The sequence below is a fragment of the Sphingomonas sp. NCPPB 2930 genome, from assembly GCF_042867205.1.
Lineage (GTDB): Bacteria > Pseudomonadota > Alphaproteobacteria > Sphingomonadales > Sphingomonadaceae > Sphingomonas.
On record NZ_JBHZQU010000027.1, the window covers coordinates 1 to 17,875 of the forward strand.

The window sequence follows — 17,875 nt, forward strand, 5'->3', positions numbered from 1 at the left end:
CTCAACCCCTCACCCAAGCTGCGCTAGCCAGCAGGCTGGCAAGCTTCGCTAACCCTCTCCCCTGGCCAGGGGAGAGGGAAAGACAAAGCAATCCTGAATATCGATCCGCCCTGCCGAAGGATCAACTCCGCTATCGCCAAATCTCATAATCGGGAATATGTTCCGAATATGAGTGATTCTCCACGATCCGGCGACCTTCTGGCCGTTCATCTGAAAGCACTGAGAAGCGAGCATGGCCTCAGCCTCCAAAATCTCGCCGCCTCGAGCGGTGTCAGTCGCGCCACGCTGTCGCGTATCGAAAATGGAGAGGTGAGCCCTACGGCGGAAACACTGGGGCGGCTGGCGGCCGCCTATGCGCTGCCGCTGTCCCGCCTGCTGGCACCGCTCGAATCGAGCTTTCCGCCCCTGATCCGTCGCAGCGAGCAAAGCCAGTGGAGCGATCCCGAGAAGCGCTTCAGCCGTCTTGCCGTGTCGCCGCCAAGCGGACAGCTCACGCTGGAGATGATCGAAGGCACCATCGCGCCGCATCAGCGCATCGCGTATGAACGCCCGGCATTTCCGGACCATGAGCATCATCTGGTCATGCTGGAAGGGGCGCTGAGCCTGACCGTCGATGGGGTCCGATACGAGCTCCAGCGGGGGGATTGCCTGCGCTACCGGCTGCAAGGCGCCTCCTGTTTCGAGACGGACGCGCTGCCCGCTCGCTATATCATCGCGATGGCGTGACGATCATGACCATCGGCATCATCGCCCTCGACGCCCAAGGGTTGGCGGCGCGGATCGACTCGCTGACGCATATTCTGGTGGACAGTGTCGATCAGGGCGCGGCCATCGGCTTCATGGCTCCGCTGGGCGCGGAAGACGCCAAGCGCTTCTGGCTGGAACAGGTCGCGCCCGAGATCGCGGCCGGACGACGGCGCCTGTTCGCGGCCGAGCGCGGGGGCGAACTGGTCGGCACCGTCCAGCTGCTGACCGCCATGCCTGCCAACCAACCCCATCGCGGCGAGATCGCTAAGATGATCGTTCATCCGGCCGCGCGCCGATCGGGTATCGGGCGACGCCTGATGCACCATGCGCTGGGGCATGCGCGTGAGATCGGCAAGACCCTCGTCACCCTCGACACGCGAAGCGGCGATGTGGCGCAATCGCTTTATGCGTCGCTCGGCTTTCAGGTTGCGGGGGTGATCCCCGATTATGCCTGGGACGCCGATGGCAAGGCGCGTCATGCCACCACCTATATGTTTGCGGCGCTTTGATTCACGCCCTTATGCCGGCCCTTGCCTCACGTCGGTTGTGACTGTACCAATCGGTACAAGATCAATCACGCGATCCCATCTGCCATGGCATCACGCCCGCCTTTGCCACCCTTTACCCGCGACACCGCCGCACAGAAGGTCCGTGCCGCCGAAGACGCTTGGAACGGCCGCGATCCCGAGCGCGTGGCGCAGGCCTATACCCCCGATTGCCACTGGCGGAACCGCGCCGAGTTCATCACCGGCCAGACCGAGATCGTCGCCTTTCTCCGCCGCAAATGGGCACGCGAGCAGGATTATCGACTGATCAAGGAACTCTGGGCGCAGGAGGGGAGCCGGATCGCGGTTCGCTTCGCCTATGAATGGCATGACGATCACGGCCAGTGGTTCCGATCCTATGGCAACGAGAATTGGGACTTTGCCGAGGATGGGCGGATGCGGCGGCGGATCGCGTCGATCAACGACCTGCCCATCGCCGAGGCCGCGCGGTTGTTCCGCTGGCCGCTCGGCACCCGTCCGGCCGACCATCCCTCGCTGAGCGATCTGGGGCTGTAAAGATGGCGCGGCTGATCGCCGAGCGGGCCGACGCGCTGCCGGGGCTGGCCGAGGTGTTTCGCGAACATGGCTATGCCGGGGCCAGCCTGTCGCTGATCGGCACGGCGACCGGGCTGGGACGGGGCAGCCTTTATCACTTCTTCCCCGGCGGCAAGCAGGAGATGGCCGAGGCGGTGCTGGCCGAGATCGGCGACTGGTTCGAACGCCAGGTCTTCGCGCCGCTTGCCCAGGCGGAGGACCCGCGCGGCGGTATCGATGCGATGATGGTCGCGATCGACCGTTATTACCGCTCCGGGCAACAGGCGTGCTTGATCGGCGCTTGGGGGCTGGGGGCGACGCGCGAACCCTTCGGCGTCGCGATCGCGAGCTATTTCCAGCGCTGGATCGCGGTGCTGGCCGATGCGCTGGCGCGGGGTGGGGTGGAGGACGACCGCGCGCTGACCCTGGCGCAGGATGTGGTCAGCGGTATCCAGGGGGCGATCACCCTGTCGCGGGCGCTGGGCGATCCCACGCTGTTCCGCGCGACGCTGGGGCGGCTGACCGCGCGGCTCTATACCGCGCTCGCCGCGGCGTGAGGGGGGAGGCGGCGCTCCCCCCTTCGTCCGGTCAGATCGCGGCCAGCGCCTGTTCGCAATCGGCGATCAGGTCGCCCGCATCCTCGACCCCGATCGAGATGCGCACCAGATTGTCGGTGATGCCCAGCGCCGCCTTGCGCTCGTCGGGGACCGACAGGTGGGTCATCGCGGCCGGATGGCTTGCCAGCGTCTCGGTCCCGCCTAGGCTGACCGCCAGCTTGGCGATGCGCAGGCTGTCGAGGAAGCGGAACGCCTCCGCCTCGCCGCCCTTGAGATAGAGCGAGAAGGTCGAACCGCCCCCGGTGCAGTGACGGCGATAGATATCGGCCTGCCGCTCCAGGCCGGGCGTGCTGTCGAGAAAGCCGAGATAGCCGACGCGCTCGACCTTGGGATGATCGCGCAGATAGGCGCAGACCTTGGCGGCATTCTCGCCCGCGCGGCTCATCCGCAACTCCAGCGTCTCGAGCGAGCGGAGCAGCATCCAGGCGGTGTTGGGGTCGCAGATGGTGCCGATGGTGTTGCGCATCGACCGGATGGTGGCGATGTGCGCCTTGGATCCCAGCACGCCGCCCGCGACCAGGTCCGAATGGCCGCCCGCATATTTGGTCAGCGAATAGACGACCAGATCGGCCCCGTGGCGCAGCGGCCGCTGCCACAGCGGCCCCAGAAAGGTGTTGTCGATGGCGATCGGGGGCTTCTCCGCCGAATCGGCAAAGGCCGCGTCGCGCGCCGCCGCCACCGCCTCGATATCGACCAGCGCGTTGGTCGGGTTGGCGGGGCTTTCCAGATAGATCAGCGCGACCCGGCCGATCTCCGCCGCCCGGGCCATGACCGCGTCGATCTCCTCGCGCGTCGCACCGGCGGGGAAGTCGAGCCACTTCACCCCGAACCGGCCGAGGATGCGGCCGATCAGCGTCTCGGTCGCGGCATAGAGCGGCCCCGAATGGACGATCACGTCACCCGGCTGGACCATCGACAGGAACAGCGTGGCGATCGCCGCCATGCCGCTGGAAAAGGTCAGCGCGTCCTCCGCCTCGTCCCAGATGGCGAGGCGATCCTCCAATATCTCCTGATTCGGCCCGTTGAAGCGCGAATAGACCAGGCCGTCCGCGCCGCCCGGCCGCTTGCCGGTCACGCCCTCGAAATGGCGCTTGCCCGCCGCCGCATTGGGGAAGACGAAGGTGGAGGTCAGGAAGATCGGCGGCTTGAGCGATCCTTCGGACAGGGTCGGGTCAAAGCCATGGCCCATCATCAGCGTCGCGGGGCTCAGCTTGCGGTCGCCGATGCTGGTCGCATCGCTCCTGCGCTCGGCCGTGGCCGGGGTCTGAGTCTGGGGCGGGACGCCGGTCAGATCGGATTCGGTCGGCATGTCGGTTTCCTTGCGAACGAGGGGGCCGCTCTGTCGGCGGCGATACGGGCAGGATAGCGCGGCAAACGGCTTTGGCGAGGCTCAGGCCAGGCCGATCAGCGAAATCTGGCGGCCATAGGATGGCTCGGCGCGGTGGGTGGCGCGGCGGAAGCTGAAGAATCGGTCGCCCTGCGCATAGGTGTCCTCGCCCAGCGCGGCGACGCGCGAGACCCCGGCGGCGGCAAGGCGGTGCGCGACATAGGCCTCCAGATCGAACTGGTAATGGTCCGTGCGGCGACCATCGGCGAAGAAGCGCTCATTCTCGGGCGCCTGTTCGACGAAGCGCCGGAGGAAGGCGGCATCGACCTCATAGCTGGCGCGGGCGATGCACGGGCCGATCGCGGCGGCGATCCGCTCGCGCCGCGCGCCCAGCGCCTCCATCGCCAGCAGCGTGGCGTCGGTGATCCCGCCGAACGCGCCCTTCCAGCCCGCATGCGCGGCGCCGATCACCCCCGCTTCGGCATCGGCGAACAGGACGGGCGCGCAATCGGCGGTCAGGATGCCGAGCAGCAGCCCCGGCCGGTCGGTCACCAGCGCATCGCCATGCGGGCGGACATCGTCCTCGGGCGGGGTCAGCACCGTCACCGCCTCGGCCGAGTGGATCTGGTAGCAGGTGACGAGCCGCGCGCCGGGCAGCACCGCGTCACGCGCGCGGCGGCGATTTTCGGCCACCGCATCGGCATCGTCCTGTGAGCCGAGCCCGACATTCAGCCCGCCATGAATCCCCGCCGACACGCCGCCGCGCCGCCCGAGAAAACCGTGCGGCACATCCCCCAATAGCGGGGTGCGAAGCGTTTCGATGGTCATAGCGACAGCCTCATGATCCGGTCCTCGTCGATCGTGTCGCCGACCGCAAAGTCATAGCGCCCGACATCGACAAAGCCGTGGCGCGCGTAAAAGGCCTTGGCGCGGTGGTTGTCGACATAGACCGACAACATCAGGTCGCGCGCACCGCGAAGCCGGGCCGCATCGATCGCCCATTGCATCAACGCAGGGCCGACACCCGCGCCCAGATGGCTCGACAGGACATAGAGCTGGTACAGCTCGACCGCATCGTCCGGCCAGTCTCCGGGAAAGGCGACGGGGCCGATCTTGGCAAAGCCGATCACCGCATCGCCCTGCAGCGCCAGGCGTATCGAAAAGGCCGGATCGCCGATCTGCGACGGCAGGCCGGTGGGGCCGAAGGCCTCGTCCAGAAAGGCGTTGAGGTCGGCGGGCGGATAGAGATGGCCGAACGTCTCGGTAAACGCCGTCCGCGCCATGGCGGCGAGGGGGGCGGCGTCGTTCGGGCCTGCGTCGCGATAGGCGATCATTCGCCATAGCCCGCAGGCACCGGCCAGTCGGGCCGCGTCACCGCCAGCGCGCGGAACAGCGTGCCCATGTCCTGCATCAGCCGGTTGCGGTCGGCGAGCAGCGCATCGGCGCGGTCGGGATGCGCGCGGGCCAGCGCGGCGGTGCGCTGGTCGATCCCCAGCGCGCCGAGCAGGTCGCGCTGCGTCACCGGCCCGAAGGCGGCGAGGCCGGCGCCCTGCGCGGCGGCGGCCAGCGTCGTGAAGTCGACATGCGCGCTCAGATCCTGTTCGCCCGGCCGGTCGAAGGGATTGGCATAGGCATGGCCGCGCACCGCCTGGAGCGTGTCGGCGATGGCGGGGCCTTCATAGCCGTAATCGACGATCAGCGCGGCGCCCCCTTGCGCGGCGATCCGGGCGGACAGGCCGCGCATCACCGCGACGCTGGCGGGGGACACCTCGATCACCGACCCGGCCTCGGCCGCGCGCAGCGGTTCGGGGATGATCTCCGGGGGCACCGGCGGCCCGGCGATCGGCAGGAACAACAGGTCCTGCGCGGCGACCAGCCGCTCATGCCAGCCATCCCCGCGCCGGACGAGCTGGCGGATGGGCAGCGCGTCGAAGAATTCGTTGGCGACGACGATCAGCGGTCGGTCGGTGGGCAGCGTCTCGACGGTGTCGTGCCACTGGGCGTCCGCGACCCGCTCGCGCTGTGCGGTGCGGAGCGTCGCGCTGGTCTCGACGAAATGGATGGTCGGGGTCAGCCCCGCTTTCGCCATCGCCCGCCGCGCATCCGCCGCCAGCGTGCCGCGCCCCGGACCCAGTTCGACCCAATGTATCTCCGGCCGCCCCGCGCGGTCCCACAGGTCGGCGCACCACAGGCCGACCAGCTCGCCGAACATCTGGCTGATCTCGGGACTGGTGGTGAAGTCGCCGCCCGCGCCCAGCGGATCGCGGGTGCCGTAATAATGCGCATTGGCGGCGGCCATGAACTGCGCCACCGGGATCGGTCCGGCGAGCGCGATCGCGCGGGCGAGCCGTTCGGGCAGCGCGTCCTCGGGCTCGGGCTTGTGATCGGCGGGGGGGATCAGCGGGTTCGTCATGCCCCCGCTCTGCCCCCCGGCACGCCCGCCCGCAAGAGCGTCAGGCGACGCTGTCGGTGCCCGCGATCGGCTCGACCCGGACGCGGCGGGCCTTGGCGCTGTTCATCAGGTATAGCCCGCCCAGGATCATCGGCACGCACAGCCACTGGCCCATGTGCAGCCCGGTCATCTGCGCAAAGGCGCGCAGCTGCTGGTCGGGTTCGCGGAAGAACTCGACGATGAAGCGGGCGATGCCATAGCCGAGCAGGAACAGGCCGGACAGCTTGCCGGGATCGTAGCGCGCCTTGGTCCGCCAGAAGGCGAAGCTCATCACCGCGAACAGGACCAGCCCCTCGAGCCCCGCTTCGTACAGCTGGCTGGGGTGGCGCGCCGGGTCGGGCAGGCCGAAGGGGACGGTGCGCGGAAAGACGATCGCCCAGGGCACGTCCGACGGCTTGCCCCACAGCTCGCCGTTCACGAAATTGGCCAGGCGGCCCAGGAACAGCCCGACCGGCGCGGCGCAGACCAGATAGTCGAGGATGCGCAGCCAGTTGAGCTTGTGCTTGCGCGCAAACAGGATGACGCCGACCCCGGTGCCGACCGCGCCGCCATGAAAGCTCATCCCCCCGTCCCACAGGCGCAGGATCCGCACCGGGTGCAGGAACATCTCGGGCGCGTAGAAGATCACATAGCCGATCCGCCCGCCCAGGATGATCCCCAGCGTCGCATAGAAGACCAGATCGTCGGCATGGGTCCGCGACATCGGCGCGCCCGGCCGGTCGAGCATCCGGCCCAGATACCACCATCCGAACAGGATACCGGCGATATAGGCCAGGCTGTACCAGCGCAGCGTGAAGAAGCCGATCGAGAAGATGTCCGGGTGCAACCCCAGATCCTCGAACCGGATATGGCCGCCGGCGGCCGCGAGCATGGACAGGATCAAGCGCGTTTCCCTTTCTGGCCCGTCTCCATAGAGCGGTCGTGAGACAACACCAAGACCGGGGCTTCGGTGCCGTGGGGGCTTGGCGGGGTGGGGCGTTGCCTTCGACTGCGCTCAGGCTGAACGGTCTTTTGTATCCAGACCCATACACTCCCGCCGTTCAGCCTGAGCGCAGTCGAAGGCAACGCCATGACGGTTGCCGAACCGGATTCACGCGAAGCCGCGATGGCGCGAAGATTTTTGCGCGCAGAGGCGCGGAGGGCGCAGAGGTGTCCGGCCCGGCCGCCAGGCCAGTCTGCCTCTCGCGCGTGACAGCGTCTGCCGATCGAGACGGCGGGATGATCGTGCGGCGGGTCCCCCTCTGCGCCCTCCGCGCCTCTGCGCGAACCCAAAAGACTTCGCGACTTCGCGGCATCGCGCGAACAATCGACTCCCTCGCTTTGAGACAGCGAAACCCCCGGCTTGTCTGCTCCTGCCTGTCGGCTAAGGCTGGCGGGGATGGAGCTGAACCGGCGCAACATATTGATCGGCGGGGGCGCGGGGGCGGGGTTGCTGGTCGCCTGGGGGCTGTGGCCGCGCGCCTATGTGCCCGACCTCGCCACCGAGCCGGGCGAGCAAGCGTTCGGCGCATGGCTGAAGATCGGGCGCGACGGCATCGTTACCGTCGCGGTGCCCCAGGCCGAGCATGGGCAGGGGATCGCGACGACGCTGGCGCAGGTCGTCGCCGACGAACTGGGCGCGGACTGGCGGACGGTCGCGGTCGAGCCCGCGCCGCTCGGCCCGCTTTATGCCAATAGCGTCGGGGTCGATTCGCTGTTCGAGGGCGCGTTCGACCGGTTGCCCGAGGCGGTGCGCGCCGAATGGCTGCGCCGGGACATGGTGATGCTGACCGCCGGGTCGAGTTCGATCCGCATGTTCGAGGCCCCCGCGCGCGCCGCCGCCGCGACCGCGCGCGCGCTGATGGCGCAGGCCGCCGCGCGCCGCTGGGGCGTCGCATGGACCGCATGCGAGGCGAGGGACGGCTTCATCACCCATGGCGCGCAGCGGCTGCGCTTCGCCGAGCTGGCCGAGGCGGCGGCGGGTGAGACGGTGCCCGAGCCCCTGCCGCTGGGCAGCGGCGGTGCGGGCGCGCTGGCGGGCCGGGACCTGCCCCGGCTCGATTCACCCGCCAAGGTCGATGGCTCGGCCAATTTCACCGCCGACATCCGCTTGCCCGAGATGGTGCATGTCGCGGTTCGCCATGCCCCCTGGGGGCGGACCCGCTCCATCGCGATCGACCGCGCGGCGGCGATGCGGGTGCAGGGCGTGGTCGATGTGCTCGAGGGCGACGATTGGGTCGCGGTCGCCGCCGCCAGCTGGTGGATCGCGCAAAAGGGCCTCGATGCGCTGGCACCGCGCGCCGTGACCGAGGGGCCGATCCCGACGACGGCGGACATGGCCCGTGCGCTCGACGTGGCGCTGGCGGGGAAGGGGCGTTCGGTCGCCTCGCAGGGCGATGTCGAGGCTGCGCTGGAAGGCGGGGGGCGGATCGCGGCACGCTATCAGATCGGGGTGGGCGTCCATGCCGCGATCGAGCCGCGCGCGGCGGTGGCCGCCTGGCGCGACGGTGGGCTGGAGCTGTGGTTGCCGACCCAGGCCCCGGTCCGCGCACGCGAAATCGCGGCGCGGGCGGCGGGGATCGCGCCGGATCGGGTGATCGTCCACCCCATGCCGATCGGCGGGTCCTTCGGCGTCGCGCTGGAGAGCGAGGCGGCGGCGCAGGCGGCTGTGATCGCGGTCCGGTTGAAGCGGCCGGTCAACCTCCTCTGGTCGCGTACCGAGGACCTGCGCCGCGACGCATATCGCGCGCCGATGCGGGCCGAGATGACCGCGCGCGTGGCGGGCGGGCGGCTGCTGGCGTGGCGGGCGCGGGTCGCCGCGCCGGACACCGGCCGCGATCTGGCCGTGCGGCTGATGCCCGGCGGGTTCGTCCGGGCGGGCATGGCGCGGGGCGACGCCTATGCGATGGGGGGAGCGGTGCCGCCCTATGCGATCCCGGCGCTGGCGGTGGATCATCACGCCGTCGAGCTGCCCATCCCGACCGGCCATGTGCGCGGCGGCGCCCATATCGGCCATGGCTTTGTGACCGAATCCTTTCTCGACGAATGCGCGCAGGCCGCCGGAGCCGATCCGCTGGCCTGGCGGATGACGATGCTGGGCGAGGCGCCGCGCCTGGCGCGCTGCCTGTCCACCGCCGCGTCGCTGGGCGGATGGGAAGGGGGCCGCGCAGGCAGCGGGCAGGGCGTGGCGGCGCACGCCTTTCGCGGCAGCTTCGTCGCGGTGATGGCGGAGGTTCACCGCGACGCCGCGGGGCGACCGATCGTCGACCGGCTGGTCGCGGCGGTCGATGCCGGGCGGATCGTCAACCCCGACATCGTGCGCCAGCAGATCGAGGGCGGGCTGATCTTCGGCCTCGCCGCATGGCGCGGCGGCGCGGTCGGCTTCACTCAGGGGCTGGCCGAGCCCGCGCGGCTGGGGGCGTTGAACCTGCCGCGTCTGGCCGATACTCCCGACATCACGGTCGAGCTGATCCGCTCGGACGAAGCCCCCGGCGGCGTGTCCGAACTGGCCGTGCCGCCGGTCGCGCCCGCCATCGCCAACGCGCTTGCCACCCTGCCGGGCTTCCCACGGATACGAAGCCTGCCGATGGAGTTGTCCGCCTGATGCTGCCCCCCGACCATCCGCCCGTCCCGCGTCCGAAGATCGGCGTGCTCCTGATGAATCTGGGCACCCCCGACGCTCCCGAGCCGCGCGCGGTCAAACGCTATCTGGGCGAATTCCTGTCGGACCGCCGCGTCATCGAGATTCCGGCCCTGCTGTGGCAGCCGATCCTGCGCGGCATCATCCTGAACACCCGGCCCAAGAAGTCGGCGCATGCCTATTCATTGGTCTGGCGCGAGGACGGCTCGCCGCTCGCCGCGATTACCAAGGCGCAGGCGGCGGCGTTGAAGGACGCGTTCGGGCCCGGCGTCATGGTCGACTGGGCGATGCGCTATGGCCGTCCCGCCATTGCCGACCAGGTACAGGCGATGAAGGATGCCGGGTGCGAGCGAATCCTGCTCGCGCCGCTCTATCCGCAATATTGCGCGGCGACGACCGCGACCGCCAATGACCGGGCCTTCGCGCATCTGGCGACGATGCGCTGGCAGCCCGCGATCCGCACCCTGCCGCCTTATTACGACGATGCGCTCTATATCGACGCACTGAAGACGCAGCTGGAGACGCAGCTCGCCGCGCTGGATTTCACCCCCGAGGCGGTCGTCGCCAGCTTCCACGGCATGCCGCAGCGGACGCTGGAACTGGGCGACCCCTATCATTGCCATTGCCGCAAGACCGCGCGGCTGCTGGCCGAGGCGATGAAGGACACGCTGGGCGACCGCGAATTGCTGGTGGCGTTCCAGTCGCGATTCGGCCGCGCCAAATGGCTGGAGCCCGCGACCGACACCGTGCTCGAGGCGCTGCCCGGACGCGGCATCCGCAAGGTCGCGATCCTGGCGCCGGGTTTCTCGGCCGACTGTATCGAGACGCTGGAGGAACTGGCGATTCGCGGCCGCGAAAGTTTCGAGGGCGCGGGCGGCACCCATTTCGCCTATCTGCCCTGCCTCAACGACAGTGACGTCGGGATCGCGATGCTGCGCGGATTGATCGCACGCGAGCTTCAGGGGTGGTTGCCGTAGCGTAATATTACGTTTCGCCCGGTCTTCGCCATTGCGGATGACCTCTGCCCCTTTTAAGCCACAATCGGAAAATGGGAGAGGTTGAATGGCACGGGTCGCGATTGTGACGGGTGGTACGCGCGGTATTGGCGAGGCGATCAGCCTGGCACTGAAAGAGGCGGGCGTGACCGTCGCCGCCAATTATGCGGGCAATGACGAACGCGCTCGTGAATTCTCCGAACGCACCGGGATCAAGGCGTATAAGTGGGACGTCGCCGATTATGACGCGGTCCAAGCGGGCGTCGCGCAGGTCGCCGAAGAACTGGGCCCGGTCGACATCGTCGTCAACAATGCGGGCATCACCCGCGACGGCACGCTGCTGAAGATGACCTACCAGATGTGGAAGGAGGTCATGGACACCAATCTGGGCGGTTGCTTCAACATGGCCAAGGCGGTTTTCCCCGGCATGCGCGAGCGCAAATGGGGCCGTATCGTCAATATCGGTTCGATCAACGGCCAGGCGGGCCAGTATGGCCAGGTCAACTATGCCGCCGCCAAGTCGGGCATCCATGGCTTCACCAAGGCGCTGGCGCAGGAAGGCGCGCGTGTCGGCGTGACCGTCAACGCGATCGCGCCGGGCTATATCGACACCGACATGGTCGCCGCCGTCCCCGCCGACGTGCTGGAGAAGATCGTCGCCAAGATCCCGGTCGGCCGACTGGGCCAGGCGCATGAGATCGCGCGCGGCGTCGCCTTCCTGTGCTCGGACGAGGCGGGCTTCGTCACCGGCTCGACCCTGTCGATCAACGGCGGCCAGCACATGTACTAATGCAAGAACGCCGACCTCCACGGGGGAGATCGGCGTTCCGTCCTCGATACGCTACGCGAGGAAAACCGGGGCGGGTGGGGCGGATACAGGCCCCGCCCGCCCGAACTGTCTTAGCGGCAATAGCCCGGACGGCCCGACCGCTCGATCGCGCGGCCCGCCAGCGCGCCCGCACCGCCGCCGATCAGCGTCCCCAACGTGCGGTCGCCATCGGTGTCGATCGTCCGGCCCAGCAGGCCACCCGCGACCGCGCCGACGATGGTGCCGGTGGTGCCGGAGCGGCGGCACTTGCGCGCCTGATATTCGGCGCGCGCGCCATCCTCATAACCCCGGTCGTAGCGATCGGCATGATAGGCCCGGCGATAGCGGTGCGCATCCGCGGCGGTGGCGGGCAGGACAGCGCCGCCGAGCATCGCCAGCGTGGTCGCCGCCAGGGTCAGGGTCTTCATCATGATATCACTCCCGATATTTCGTTTCGATCGGCGGTCCCGTCCGCCGTTGATCCGCTTCTGGACGATTCGGCTTGAGCCTTTCCTGAATGCCGCGGTTATCCGGCGTTCATCCGCGCCGGCCTGTGCCGATCCGATCGGGCGGCCGCATTTTTGGCACTGTCGTGTTGCGGCGCGGCGCGTATGAGGCGCCATGCGTATCCTCCTGTCCTGCCTGTTGCTGCTGGCCTGTATCCCCGGATGGTCGGGTGAGGCGCGGCTCGGGCTGCTGGAGCAGCCGGGGCAGATGGACGTGCGCCGCGTCGCGCTCGACCCGCATGATCCGTCGCGCCGGACGCTGGGCGCGCTGACCTATCTAGGCGGTGTGGCGCTGACCAGCCGCGATCCGGCCTTTGGCGGATTCTCGTCGCTGACGGTGACGGGGGACCGCTTCACCCTGCTCAGCGACGGCGGCAATGTCGTGCAGTTCGCGATGGGCGGGGACTGGCGTCCGCACGGCATCCACTTCGCCAACCTGCCCGCGGGGCCGGGGATCGGGTGGCAGAAATGGGACCGCGACAGCGAATCGATGGCGGTCGATCCGCGCACCGGCGCCCTATGGGTGGGGTTCGAGCGCTATAACCAGATCTGGCGCTATGCCCCCGGCTTCGCACGCGCGGAGGGATTCGTCGCGCCGCGCGCCATGAAGCGCTGGCCGATCAATGGCGGCCCCGAATCGCTGGCGCGGATGCCCGACGGGCGATTCGTCACCATTTCGGAAGAGGCCAAGATTCGCCGCACGCTGTGGCGCGGCGGCGAGGCGTCGCGCAAGACCACGCGGCAGGGGCTGATCTTCGCGGGCGATCCGTTGCGCCACCGCCCGCGCCTGTTCGCCTATCGCGTGTCGCCCGATTACGACGTGGCGGACGCCGCCGCCTTGCCCGATGGCGCGCTGATCGTGGTCGAGCGGCGGTTCCGGCTGCCGTTCCGATTCTCGAATCGAATCATGCTGGTCCCGGCGGAGCGAATCGCGCCGCGGCGGGTGGTGCGGGGGCATCTGCTCGCCGAACTCGACGCGCCGCTGATCCACGACAATTTCGAAGGAGTCGCGGTGACGCAGGAGGGCAGGGCGACGATCCTGTGGCTGGTGTCGGACGACAACCAGCTGCCGATCGAGCGCAGCTATCTGCTGAAATTCCGGCTGGACCGACGCTGATCGGGCGATTCGCGCGGCCTTCGGCTTCGCATCGGCCGAACGGCGGTTTGGAATGGGCGAGGCGAGTCGCGGACACGGATGCTGACACCCATTCAGCCTGAGCGAAGTCGAAGGCCACGCCCCAGGGCCGATGGCATTCCATGATGCCTTATCCTTCCCTCGCCCCTCACAGAGGGGAGAGGGGAAGAAGACGCAATCGTGAATGTCGATCCGACCTGGCCCATGCCCCTACGCACGCCCAACCAAACGTCGAAAACCCGCCGCTCCGGGGAGCGGCGGGCTTCGAAACCTCGGCAGTCGCGTCGCGAAATTACGCGGCGGCGGCTTCGGTCTGGGTCGAGGCCAGCTTCTTCACGACGTCGCGCTTCAGGCGACGGGCGCGCAGGCTGAGCTGGTCGTCCGAGGTCTTGACGAGCCAGTTGTCGAGGCCGCCATTGTGCTCGACCGAGCGCAGGCCGTGGGTCGAAACGCGAAGACGGACGCTCTTTTCCAGCGCGTCGGAAATCAGCGTGACGTTCTGCAGGTTCGGCAGGAACGTACGCTTGGTCTTGTTGTTGGCGTGGGAAACGTTGTTACCCACCTGCCGGCCCTTGCCGGTCAGCTCGCAAATGCGCGACATGATCGTTATCCTGGTTTCAGGCAATGCCCGGAAAGGCCGCGCGGATAACCCGTACCGGCGTCCGCGTCAACCGATTCCCCATCGGGGCCCGTGCAACCGGCCCGGTGAACGGGGCGTTGTTACGGCAACGAACCTGATGGAGCCAGACCCATGCGCGCCTTTCTCGTCCTTATCGGCATCGTCCTCCTGCTGGTCGCCGGGGCCATGGCGATGGGCTGGGTCAATATCGACCAGACCCGTCCGGCGGTGGTCCAGGCCCCCGCTTTCCGCGCCGAGGGGCCCAAGGTCTCGGTCGGCACCGAGACCAAGACCGTCGAGGTGCCCACGGTGAAGGTCGAAAAGCCCGCCGACAACGCGCAATAAGCCATAAGGGGCAGGGGCACCGCTCTTGCCCCTGTTCCCCGCGCGCGGCAGGGAGGGGGCATGTTCCCGCTCCCCACCCCGATGCGCGCCGCGCTCGACGCCGCTGCCCAGGCGGGGCAGGCCGGAGAGGTGCCGGTCGGCGCGGTGGTGATTCGCGATGGCGTGATCCTGGCCACGGGGGCCAACGCGCCGCGCCGTCTGCACGACCCCACCGCCCATGCCGAGATCCAGGCGATTCGCGCGGCGGCGGCCAAGCTCGGCCGCGACCGGCTGGAGGATTGCGACCTCTGGGTCACGCTGGAGCCCTGCGCGATGTGCGCGGGGGCCATCGCCCATGCCCGGATCGCGCGACTCTATTATGCGGCCAGCGATCCCAAGGGCGGGGCGGTCGAGCACGGCCCCCGCTTCTTCGCCCAGCCGACCTGCCACCACCGGCCGGACATCTATGCCGGGATCGGCGAGGGGGAGGCGGCGGGCCTGTTGCGCGATTTCTTCGCGGTCCGGCGATGACGACGCGTCAGTCGGGTCCCGCGCGCTTCCGGAGGCGGCCCACCAGATAGGCCGCCAGGGCACCGCTCGACCCGCAGACAAGCACAGTGCGCCATGCCGAGTTCACACCGACATGCCATGCGTTGAGGATCATCAACGCGACGTAGGTGAACAGTCCCGTCAACAGGGGCGACGCCCATCTGGACACCAGCCGTCCCGTCTTGCCCGCTTGTGCCTCCATGACCTTCGCCCCTTCGATCACCAGGGCATATCATAGGCGCGTGCGGGCGGGCCGCCCATGAAAAAGGCCCGGACGGTATCCCCGTCCGAGCCCTTTGCCCTGTTCGCGAATCGCGACTCGATCAGCGCAAGTCGCCCTCGCGGATCGGCACGATCTTGATCTCGACGCGGCGATTGGCGGCGCGGCCTTCCTCGGTGTCGTTCGAGGCGATCGGCTGCGACTTGCCGAAGCCGCGCGTGCCGATGCGGGCGGGCTGCACCCCGCGCGAGGCGAGATAGTCGGCGACCGACACCGCGCGCTGTTCCGACAGGCGCTGATTATAGGCATCGCTGCCGGTCGAATCGGTGTGGCCGTACACGTCGATATAGGTCTGCTTATACTGCGACAGGATGTCGGCGACCTGGTCCAGCGTCTGGCGGAACTGCGGCTGCACCTGCGACGAGTTATAGGCGAAGGTGATGCCCGAGGGCAGGTTCAGCAGCAGGTCGTCGCCCTGGCGCACCACCTGTACGTCGGTGCCTGCGGTCCGCGCGCGCAGGTCGCGCTCCTGCTTGTCCATATAGGCGCCGATCCCGGCCCCGGCGAGGCCGCCGATACCGGCGCCCAGGATCTTCTCGGTCCGGTCGCGCCGACCGCCGACCAGATCGCCGAGCAGATAGCCGCCGACCGCGCCGCCGATGCCGCCGATCGCGGCCTTTGACAGGCGCTGCTGCCCGGTTTCGGGATCGGTCGTGCAGGCCGAGGTGGCGAGCAGCGCCGACATTGCAGCCATGGACAGGAACTTTGCGGACGTCTTCATGCGCATAACCCTTGTTAGATTGTCGCGTCTCACCCCCGGAAACGCGGACCCGGTCGCGCTTGTTCCGCAAGCGATCTGAACGGAACATGACGACGGGAGTTGTCGAAGGCCCTCCCGTCCCGCTATGAGCACCCTGTACCGATGGCACCGCTGCCCCCCTTTCCGTGGATCGACGTCCTCATCATCCTCGCGCTTGTCGCGTTGAACGGGGCGTTCGCTATGAGCGAGCTGGCGATCGTGTCGTCGCGCCGCGCTCGGCTGGAGGCGATGGCGAGGAGTGGCCGCAAGGGCGCGCAGGCGGCGCTGACGCTGGCCGCCGATCCGGGCAAGTTCCTGTCCACCGTCCAGATCGGCATCACCCTGACCGGCATCATCGCGGGCGCCTATTCGGGTGCCAGCCTGGGCACGCCGACCGCCGCGCGGCTGGAGACGCTGGGCATCGCACCCTCGACCGCCGCGACGCTGGGCTTCGCGCTGGTGATCGGGCTGACCACCTATGCCTCGCTGATCCTGGGCGAGCTGGTGCCCAAGCAGTTCGCGCTGCGCAAGCCCGAGCCGATCGCCGCCTTCGTCGCGGTGCCGATGCGCTGGCTGGCGGTCGGCACCGCGCCCATCGTCTGGGTGCTCGATTCGACCAGCGGGGTGATCTTCAAGCTGTTGGGCCTGAACCGCGACAATGAGGATCAGGTGACCGCCGAGGAGCTGCACCTGATCGTCGCCGAGGCGTCCAAGTCGGGCGTGATCGAGGAGCATGAACGCTCGATCATCTCGGGCGTGGTGCGGCTGGCCGACCGGCCGGTGCGCGAGGTGATGACGCCGCGTACCGAGATCGACTGGCTGGACTGCACGCTGGACGATGCCGCGATCCGCGCCAAGCTGCTCGAAAGCCCGCGCACCCGCCTGCCGGTGGGCGAGGGCTCGATCGACGCGGTGGTCGGGGTGGTGCAGGCGCGCGACATCGCAATGGCGCTGTTCCGGGGCGAGCCGCTCGACCTCAAGCAGCTGATGCGCAAGGCCCCCGTCGTCATCGACCGGATCGACGCGATGGACGTGCTGCTGGCGCTGCGCCAGGCCGAGGTGCCGATGGCGCTGATCCATGACGAATACGGCCATTTCGAAGGGATCGTGACCCCGGCCGACCTGCTGGCGGCGATCGCGGGCGAGTTCGCCTCGGACGCCGATCCGGGCGAGGCCCCCTCGGTGGTCGAGCGCGACGACGGCTCGCTGCTGGTCGCAGGCACCATGGCGGCGGACGCGCTGGCCGACCGGCTGGGCATCGACCTGCCCGACGACCGCGACTATGCGACCGTGGCGGGCCTGGCGCTGGCGGTGTTCCGCCACCTGCCGACCGAGGGCGAGAGCTTCGTCGAGCAGGGCTGGCGCTTCGAGGTCGTGGACCTGGACGGACGGCGGATCGACAAGCTTCTGGTCAGCGAAGCGTAGCAGACCGATAGCCCGCTGCGGCGGTCCCGCCATGCGAAGACGCGCCTATCCGGCCCAGCGGAACCGGACCAGCGCCATGACGAGCGCGAACACATACGCATAGCCGAAGCGGTCCAGGCGGATCAGGGACAGGCCCTTGCGCCGCCGGAGGCTGCCGATCACTGCCATGACGCCGCCCGCGACGAACGGCGTCACGATCACATTGATCCGGCGCCAGTCCGGGTTGGTGATGGGCGAGGACGGGAACAGCAACAGGCTCAGTCCGCCTGCCGCCAGGCCCCAAAGGGCGAAGCCGATGGTGGCAATGACCGGGTTCTTCGGCTTGCTGAAGGTCTCGCCCATGCTGTGCAACCCGATCTCCGCAGCCGTCTCGATCAGCAGCTGGATTAGGATTTCACCGCCATATTGAATCAGAATCTCGAACAGGAATTCCATGTCGTTCTCCCCACCCGTCTTGACCGAAAGGCCATGGCGGATCGACATTCCGCAATGCCCTTCCTTCCCTCGCCCCTCGCAGAGGGGAGAGGGTTGCGCAGACTTGGCCTTTGCGTGAGCAAAGGCTTAGTCGAAGCTGGGTGAGGGGTGGGCGCTCGCGAAGCGAGCGCGCGAGCCCTTGGGCTCGCTGTACCCCTCACCCAAGCTGCGCTAGCCAGC

General features: G+C 68.7%; 21 protein-coding genes. 11 read left to right on the plus strand and 10 right to left on the minus strand.

The genetic code is table 11. The features are described 5' to 3' along the window. Positions 1-168: 168 nt before the first annotated feature. The 4 genes from ACFX59_RS17690 (at position 169) to ACFX59_RS17705 (ending at position 2,383) form a co-directional block, all read left to right on the plus strand. On the plus strand, positions 169-726 hold the full coding sequence (locus ACFX59_RS17690) for a helix-turn-helix domain-containing protein (protein ID WP_387434290.1): 558 nt from the start codon (positions 169-171) through the stop codon (positions 724-726). Between the two features lie 5 nt (positions 727-731). After that, positions 732-1,256 carry a GNAT family N-acetyltransferase gene (locus ACFX59_RS17695; RefSeq protein WP_387434292.1) on the plus strand — a complete coding sequence of 175 codons (525 nt, stop codon included), beginning with the start codon at positions 732-734 and terminating at the stop codon, positions 1,254-1,256. An 84-nt stretch (positions 1,257-1,340) separates the two neighbouring features. Next, the gene (locus tag ACFX59_RS17700) at positions 1,341-1,808 is read left to right on the plus strand and encodes a DUF1348 family protein (RefSeq protein ID WP_387434294.1); all 468 of its coding nucleotides are present in this window, start codon (positions 1,341-1,343) and stop codon (positions 1,806-1,808) included. Between the two features lie 2 nt (positions 1,809-1,810). Next, positions 1,811-2,383 (plus strand): TetR/AcrR family transcriptional regulator, encoded by a 573-nt coding sequence (locus ACFX59_RS17705; protein ID WP_387434296.1) that lies wholly within the window; start codon positions 1,811-1,813, stop codon positions 2,381-2,383. A gap of 31 nt (positions 2,384-2,414) precedes the next feature. On the opposite strand, the gene ACFX59_RS17710 is transcribed toward ACFX59_RS17705, so the two are convergent. The 5 genes from ACFX59_RS17710 to lgt all read right to left on the minus strand — a co-directional run bounded on the left by ACFX59_RS17710 (position 2,415) and on the right by lgt (position 7,105). Next, positions 2,415-3,752 (minus strand): cystathionine gamma-synthase family protein, encoded by a 1,338-nt coding sequence (locus ACFX59_RS17710; protein ID WP_354294676.1) that lies wholly within the window; start codon positions 3,750-3,752, stop codon positions 2,415-2,417. 81 nt (positions 3,753-3,833) lie between these two features. Continuing rightward, a complete protein-coding gene (gene pgeF, locus ACFX59_RS17715; protein WP_387434298.1) occupies positions 3,834-4,598 on the minus strand; it encodes a peptidoglycan editing factor PgeF in 765 nt (254 codons plus the stop codon). Next, positions 4,595-5,104 carry a GNAT family N-acetyltransferase gene (locus tag ACFX59_RS17720; RefSeq protein ID WP_387434301.1) on the minus strand — a complete coding sequence of 170 codons (510 nt, stop codon included), beginning with the start codon at positions 5,102-5,104 and terminating at the stop codon, positions 4,595-4,597. The genes pgeF and ACFX59_RS17720 overlap by 4 nt, the downstream gene beginning before the upstream one ends. After that, positions 5,101-6,183 (minus strand): class I SAM-dependent methyltransferase, encoded by a 1,083-nt coding sequence (locus tag ACFX59_RS17725; RefSeq protein WP_387434303.1) that lies wholly within the window; start codon positions 6,181-6,183, stop codon positions 5,101-5,103. The genes ACFX59_RS17720 and ACFX59_RS17725 overlap by 4 nt, the downstream gene beginning before the upstream one ends. A 40-nt stretch (positions 6,184-6,223) precedes the next feature. After that, positions 6,224-7,105, minus strand: coding sequence for a prolipoprotein diacylglyceryl transferase (lgt, locus tag ACFX59_RS17730; RefSeq protein WP_387434306.1), 882 nt, complete (start codon positions 7,103-7,105; stop codon positions 6,224-6,226). Between the two features lie 495 nt (positions 7,106-7,600). Here lgt and ACFX59_RS17735 point away from each other — a divergent pair, with 495 nt between their 5' ends. The 3 genes from ACFX59_RS17735 to phbB all read left to right on the plus strand — a co-directional run bounded on the left by ACFX59_RS17735 (position 7,601) and on the right by phbB (position 11,626). Beyond that, positions 7,601-9,805, plus strand: coding sequence for a molybdopterin cofactor-binding domain-containing protein (locus tag ACFX59_RS17735; protein ID WP_387434308.1), 2,205 nt, complete (start codon positions 7,601-7,603; stop codon positions 9,803-9,805). Continuing rightward, complete coding sequence (hemH, locus tag ACFX59_RS17740) at positions 9,805-10,818, plus strand: ferrochelatase (protein ID WP_387434310.1); 1,014 nt, start codon at positions 9,805-9,807, stop codon at positions 10,816-10,818. The genes ACFX59_RS17735 and hemH overlap by 1 nt, the downstream gene beginning before the upstream one ends. Positions 10,819-10,903: 85 nt before the next feature. Continuing rightward, the gene (gene phbB, locus ACFX59_RS17745) at positions 10,904-11,626 is read left to right on the plus strand and encodes an acetoacetyl-CoA reductase (RefSeq protein ID WP_056432167.1); all 723 of its coding nucleotides are present in this window, start codon (positions 10,904-10,906) and stop codon (positions 11,624-11,626) included. A gap of 110 nt (positions 11,627-11,736) precedes the next feature. On the opposite strand, the gene ACFX59_RS17750 is transcribed toward phbB, so the two are convergent. Further along, positions 11,737-12,075 carry a glycine zipper 2TM domain-containing protein gene (locus ACFX59_RS17750; RefSeq protein ID WP_307102199.1) on the minus strand — a complete coding sequence of 113 codons (339 nt, stop codon included), beginning with the start codon at positions 12,073-12,075 and terminating at the stop codon, positions 11,737-11,739. 190 nt (positions 12,076-12,265) lie between these two features. On the opposite strand from ACFX59_RS17750, the gene ACFX59_RS17755 reads away from it, so the two are divergent. Then, positions 12,266-13,267, plus strand: a complete 1,002-nt coding sequence (locus tag ACFX59_RS17755) for an esterase-like activity of phytase family protein (protein WP_387434314.1) — start codon at positions 12,266-12,268, stop codon at positions 13,265-13,267. A 310-nt stretch (positions 13,268-13,577) separates the two neighbouring features. On the opposite strand, the gene rpmB is transcribed toward ACFX59_RS17755, so the two are convergent. Then, positions 13,578-13,886, minus strand: coding sequence for a 50S ribosomal protein L28 (gene rpmB / locus ACFX59_RS17760; protein WP_307102206.1), 309 nt, complete (start codon positions 13,884-13,886; stop codon positions 13,578-13,580). 150 nt (positions 13,887-14,036) lie between these two features. Between rpmB and ACFX59_RS17765 the strand changes: the two genes are divergently transcribed. Both ACFX59_RS17765 and ACFX59_RS17770 read left to right on the plus strand, forming a co-directional pair. Next, positions 14,037-14,249: a hypothetical protein gene (locus ACFX59_RS17765; protein WP_307102207.1), complete on the plus strand. Its 213-nt coding sequence runs from the start codon at positions 14,037-14,039 to the stop codon at positions 14,247-14,249. A gap of 81 nt (positions 14,250-14,330) precedes the next feature. Beyond that, positions 14,331-14,759 carry a nucleoside deaminase gene (locus ACFX59_RS17770; protein WP_387434323.1) on the plus strand — a complete coding sequence of 143 codons (429 nt, stop codon included), beginning with the start codon at positions 14,331-14,333 and terminating at the stop codon, positions 14,757-14,759. Between the two features lie 7 nt (positions 14,760-14,766). On the opposite strand, the gene ACFX59_RS17775 is transcribed toward ACFX59_RS17770, so the two are convergent. Next, positions 14,767-15,000: a hypothetical protein gene (locus tag ACFX59_RS17775; RefSeq protein ID WP_387434316.1), complete on the minus strand. Its 234-nt coding sequence runs from the start codon at positions 14,998-15,000 to the stop codon at positions 14,767-14,769. 100 nt (positions 15,001-15,100) lie between these two features. Then, complete coding sequence (locus ACFX59_RS17780) at positions 15,101-15,778, minus strand: OmpA family protein (RefSeq protein ID WP_309691631.1); 678 nt, start codon at positions 15,776-15,778, stop codon at positions 15,101-15,103. A 141-nt stretch (positions 15,779-15,919) separates the two neighbouring features. Between ACFX59_RS17780 and ACFX59_RS17785 the strand changes: the two genes are divergently transcribed. After that, entirely contained in the window at positions 15,920-17,221 is a 1,302-nt protein-coding gene (locus ACFX59_RS17785) for a hemolysin family protein (RefSeq protein ID WP_387434319.1), read from the plus strand. Positions 17,222-17,266: 45 nt separating this feature from the next. On the opposite strand, the gene ACFX59_RS17790 is transcribed toward ACFX59_RS17785, so the two are convergent. After that, entirely contained in the window at positions 17,267-17,704 is a 438-nt protein-coding gene (locus ACFX59_RS17790; protein WP_387434321.1) for a hypothetical protein, read from the minus strand. Between the last annotated feature and the right edge of the window lie 171 nt (positions 17,705-17,875).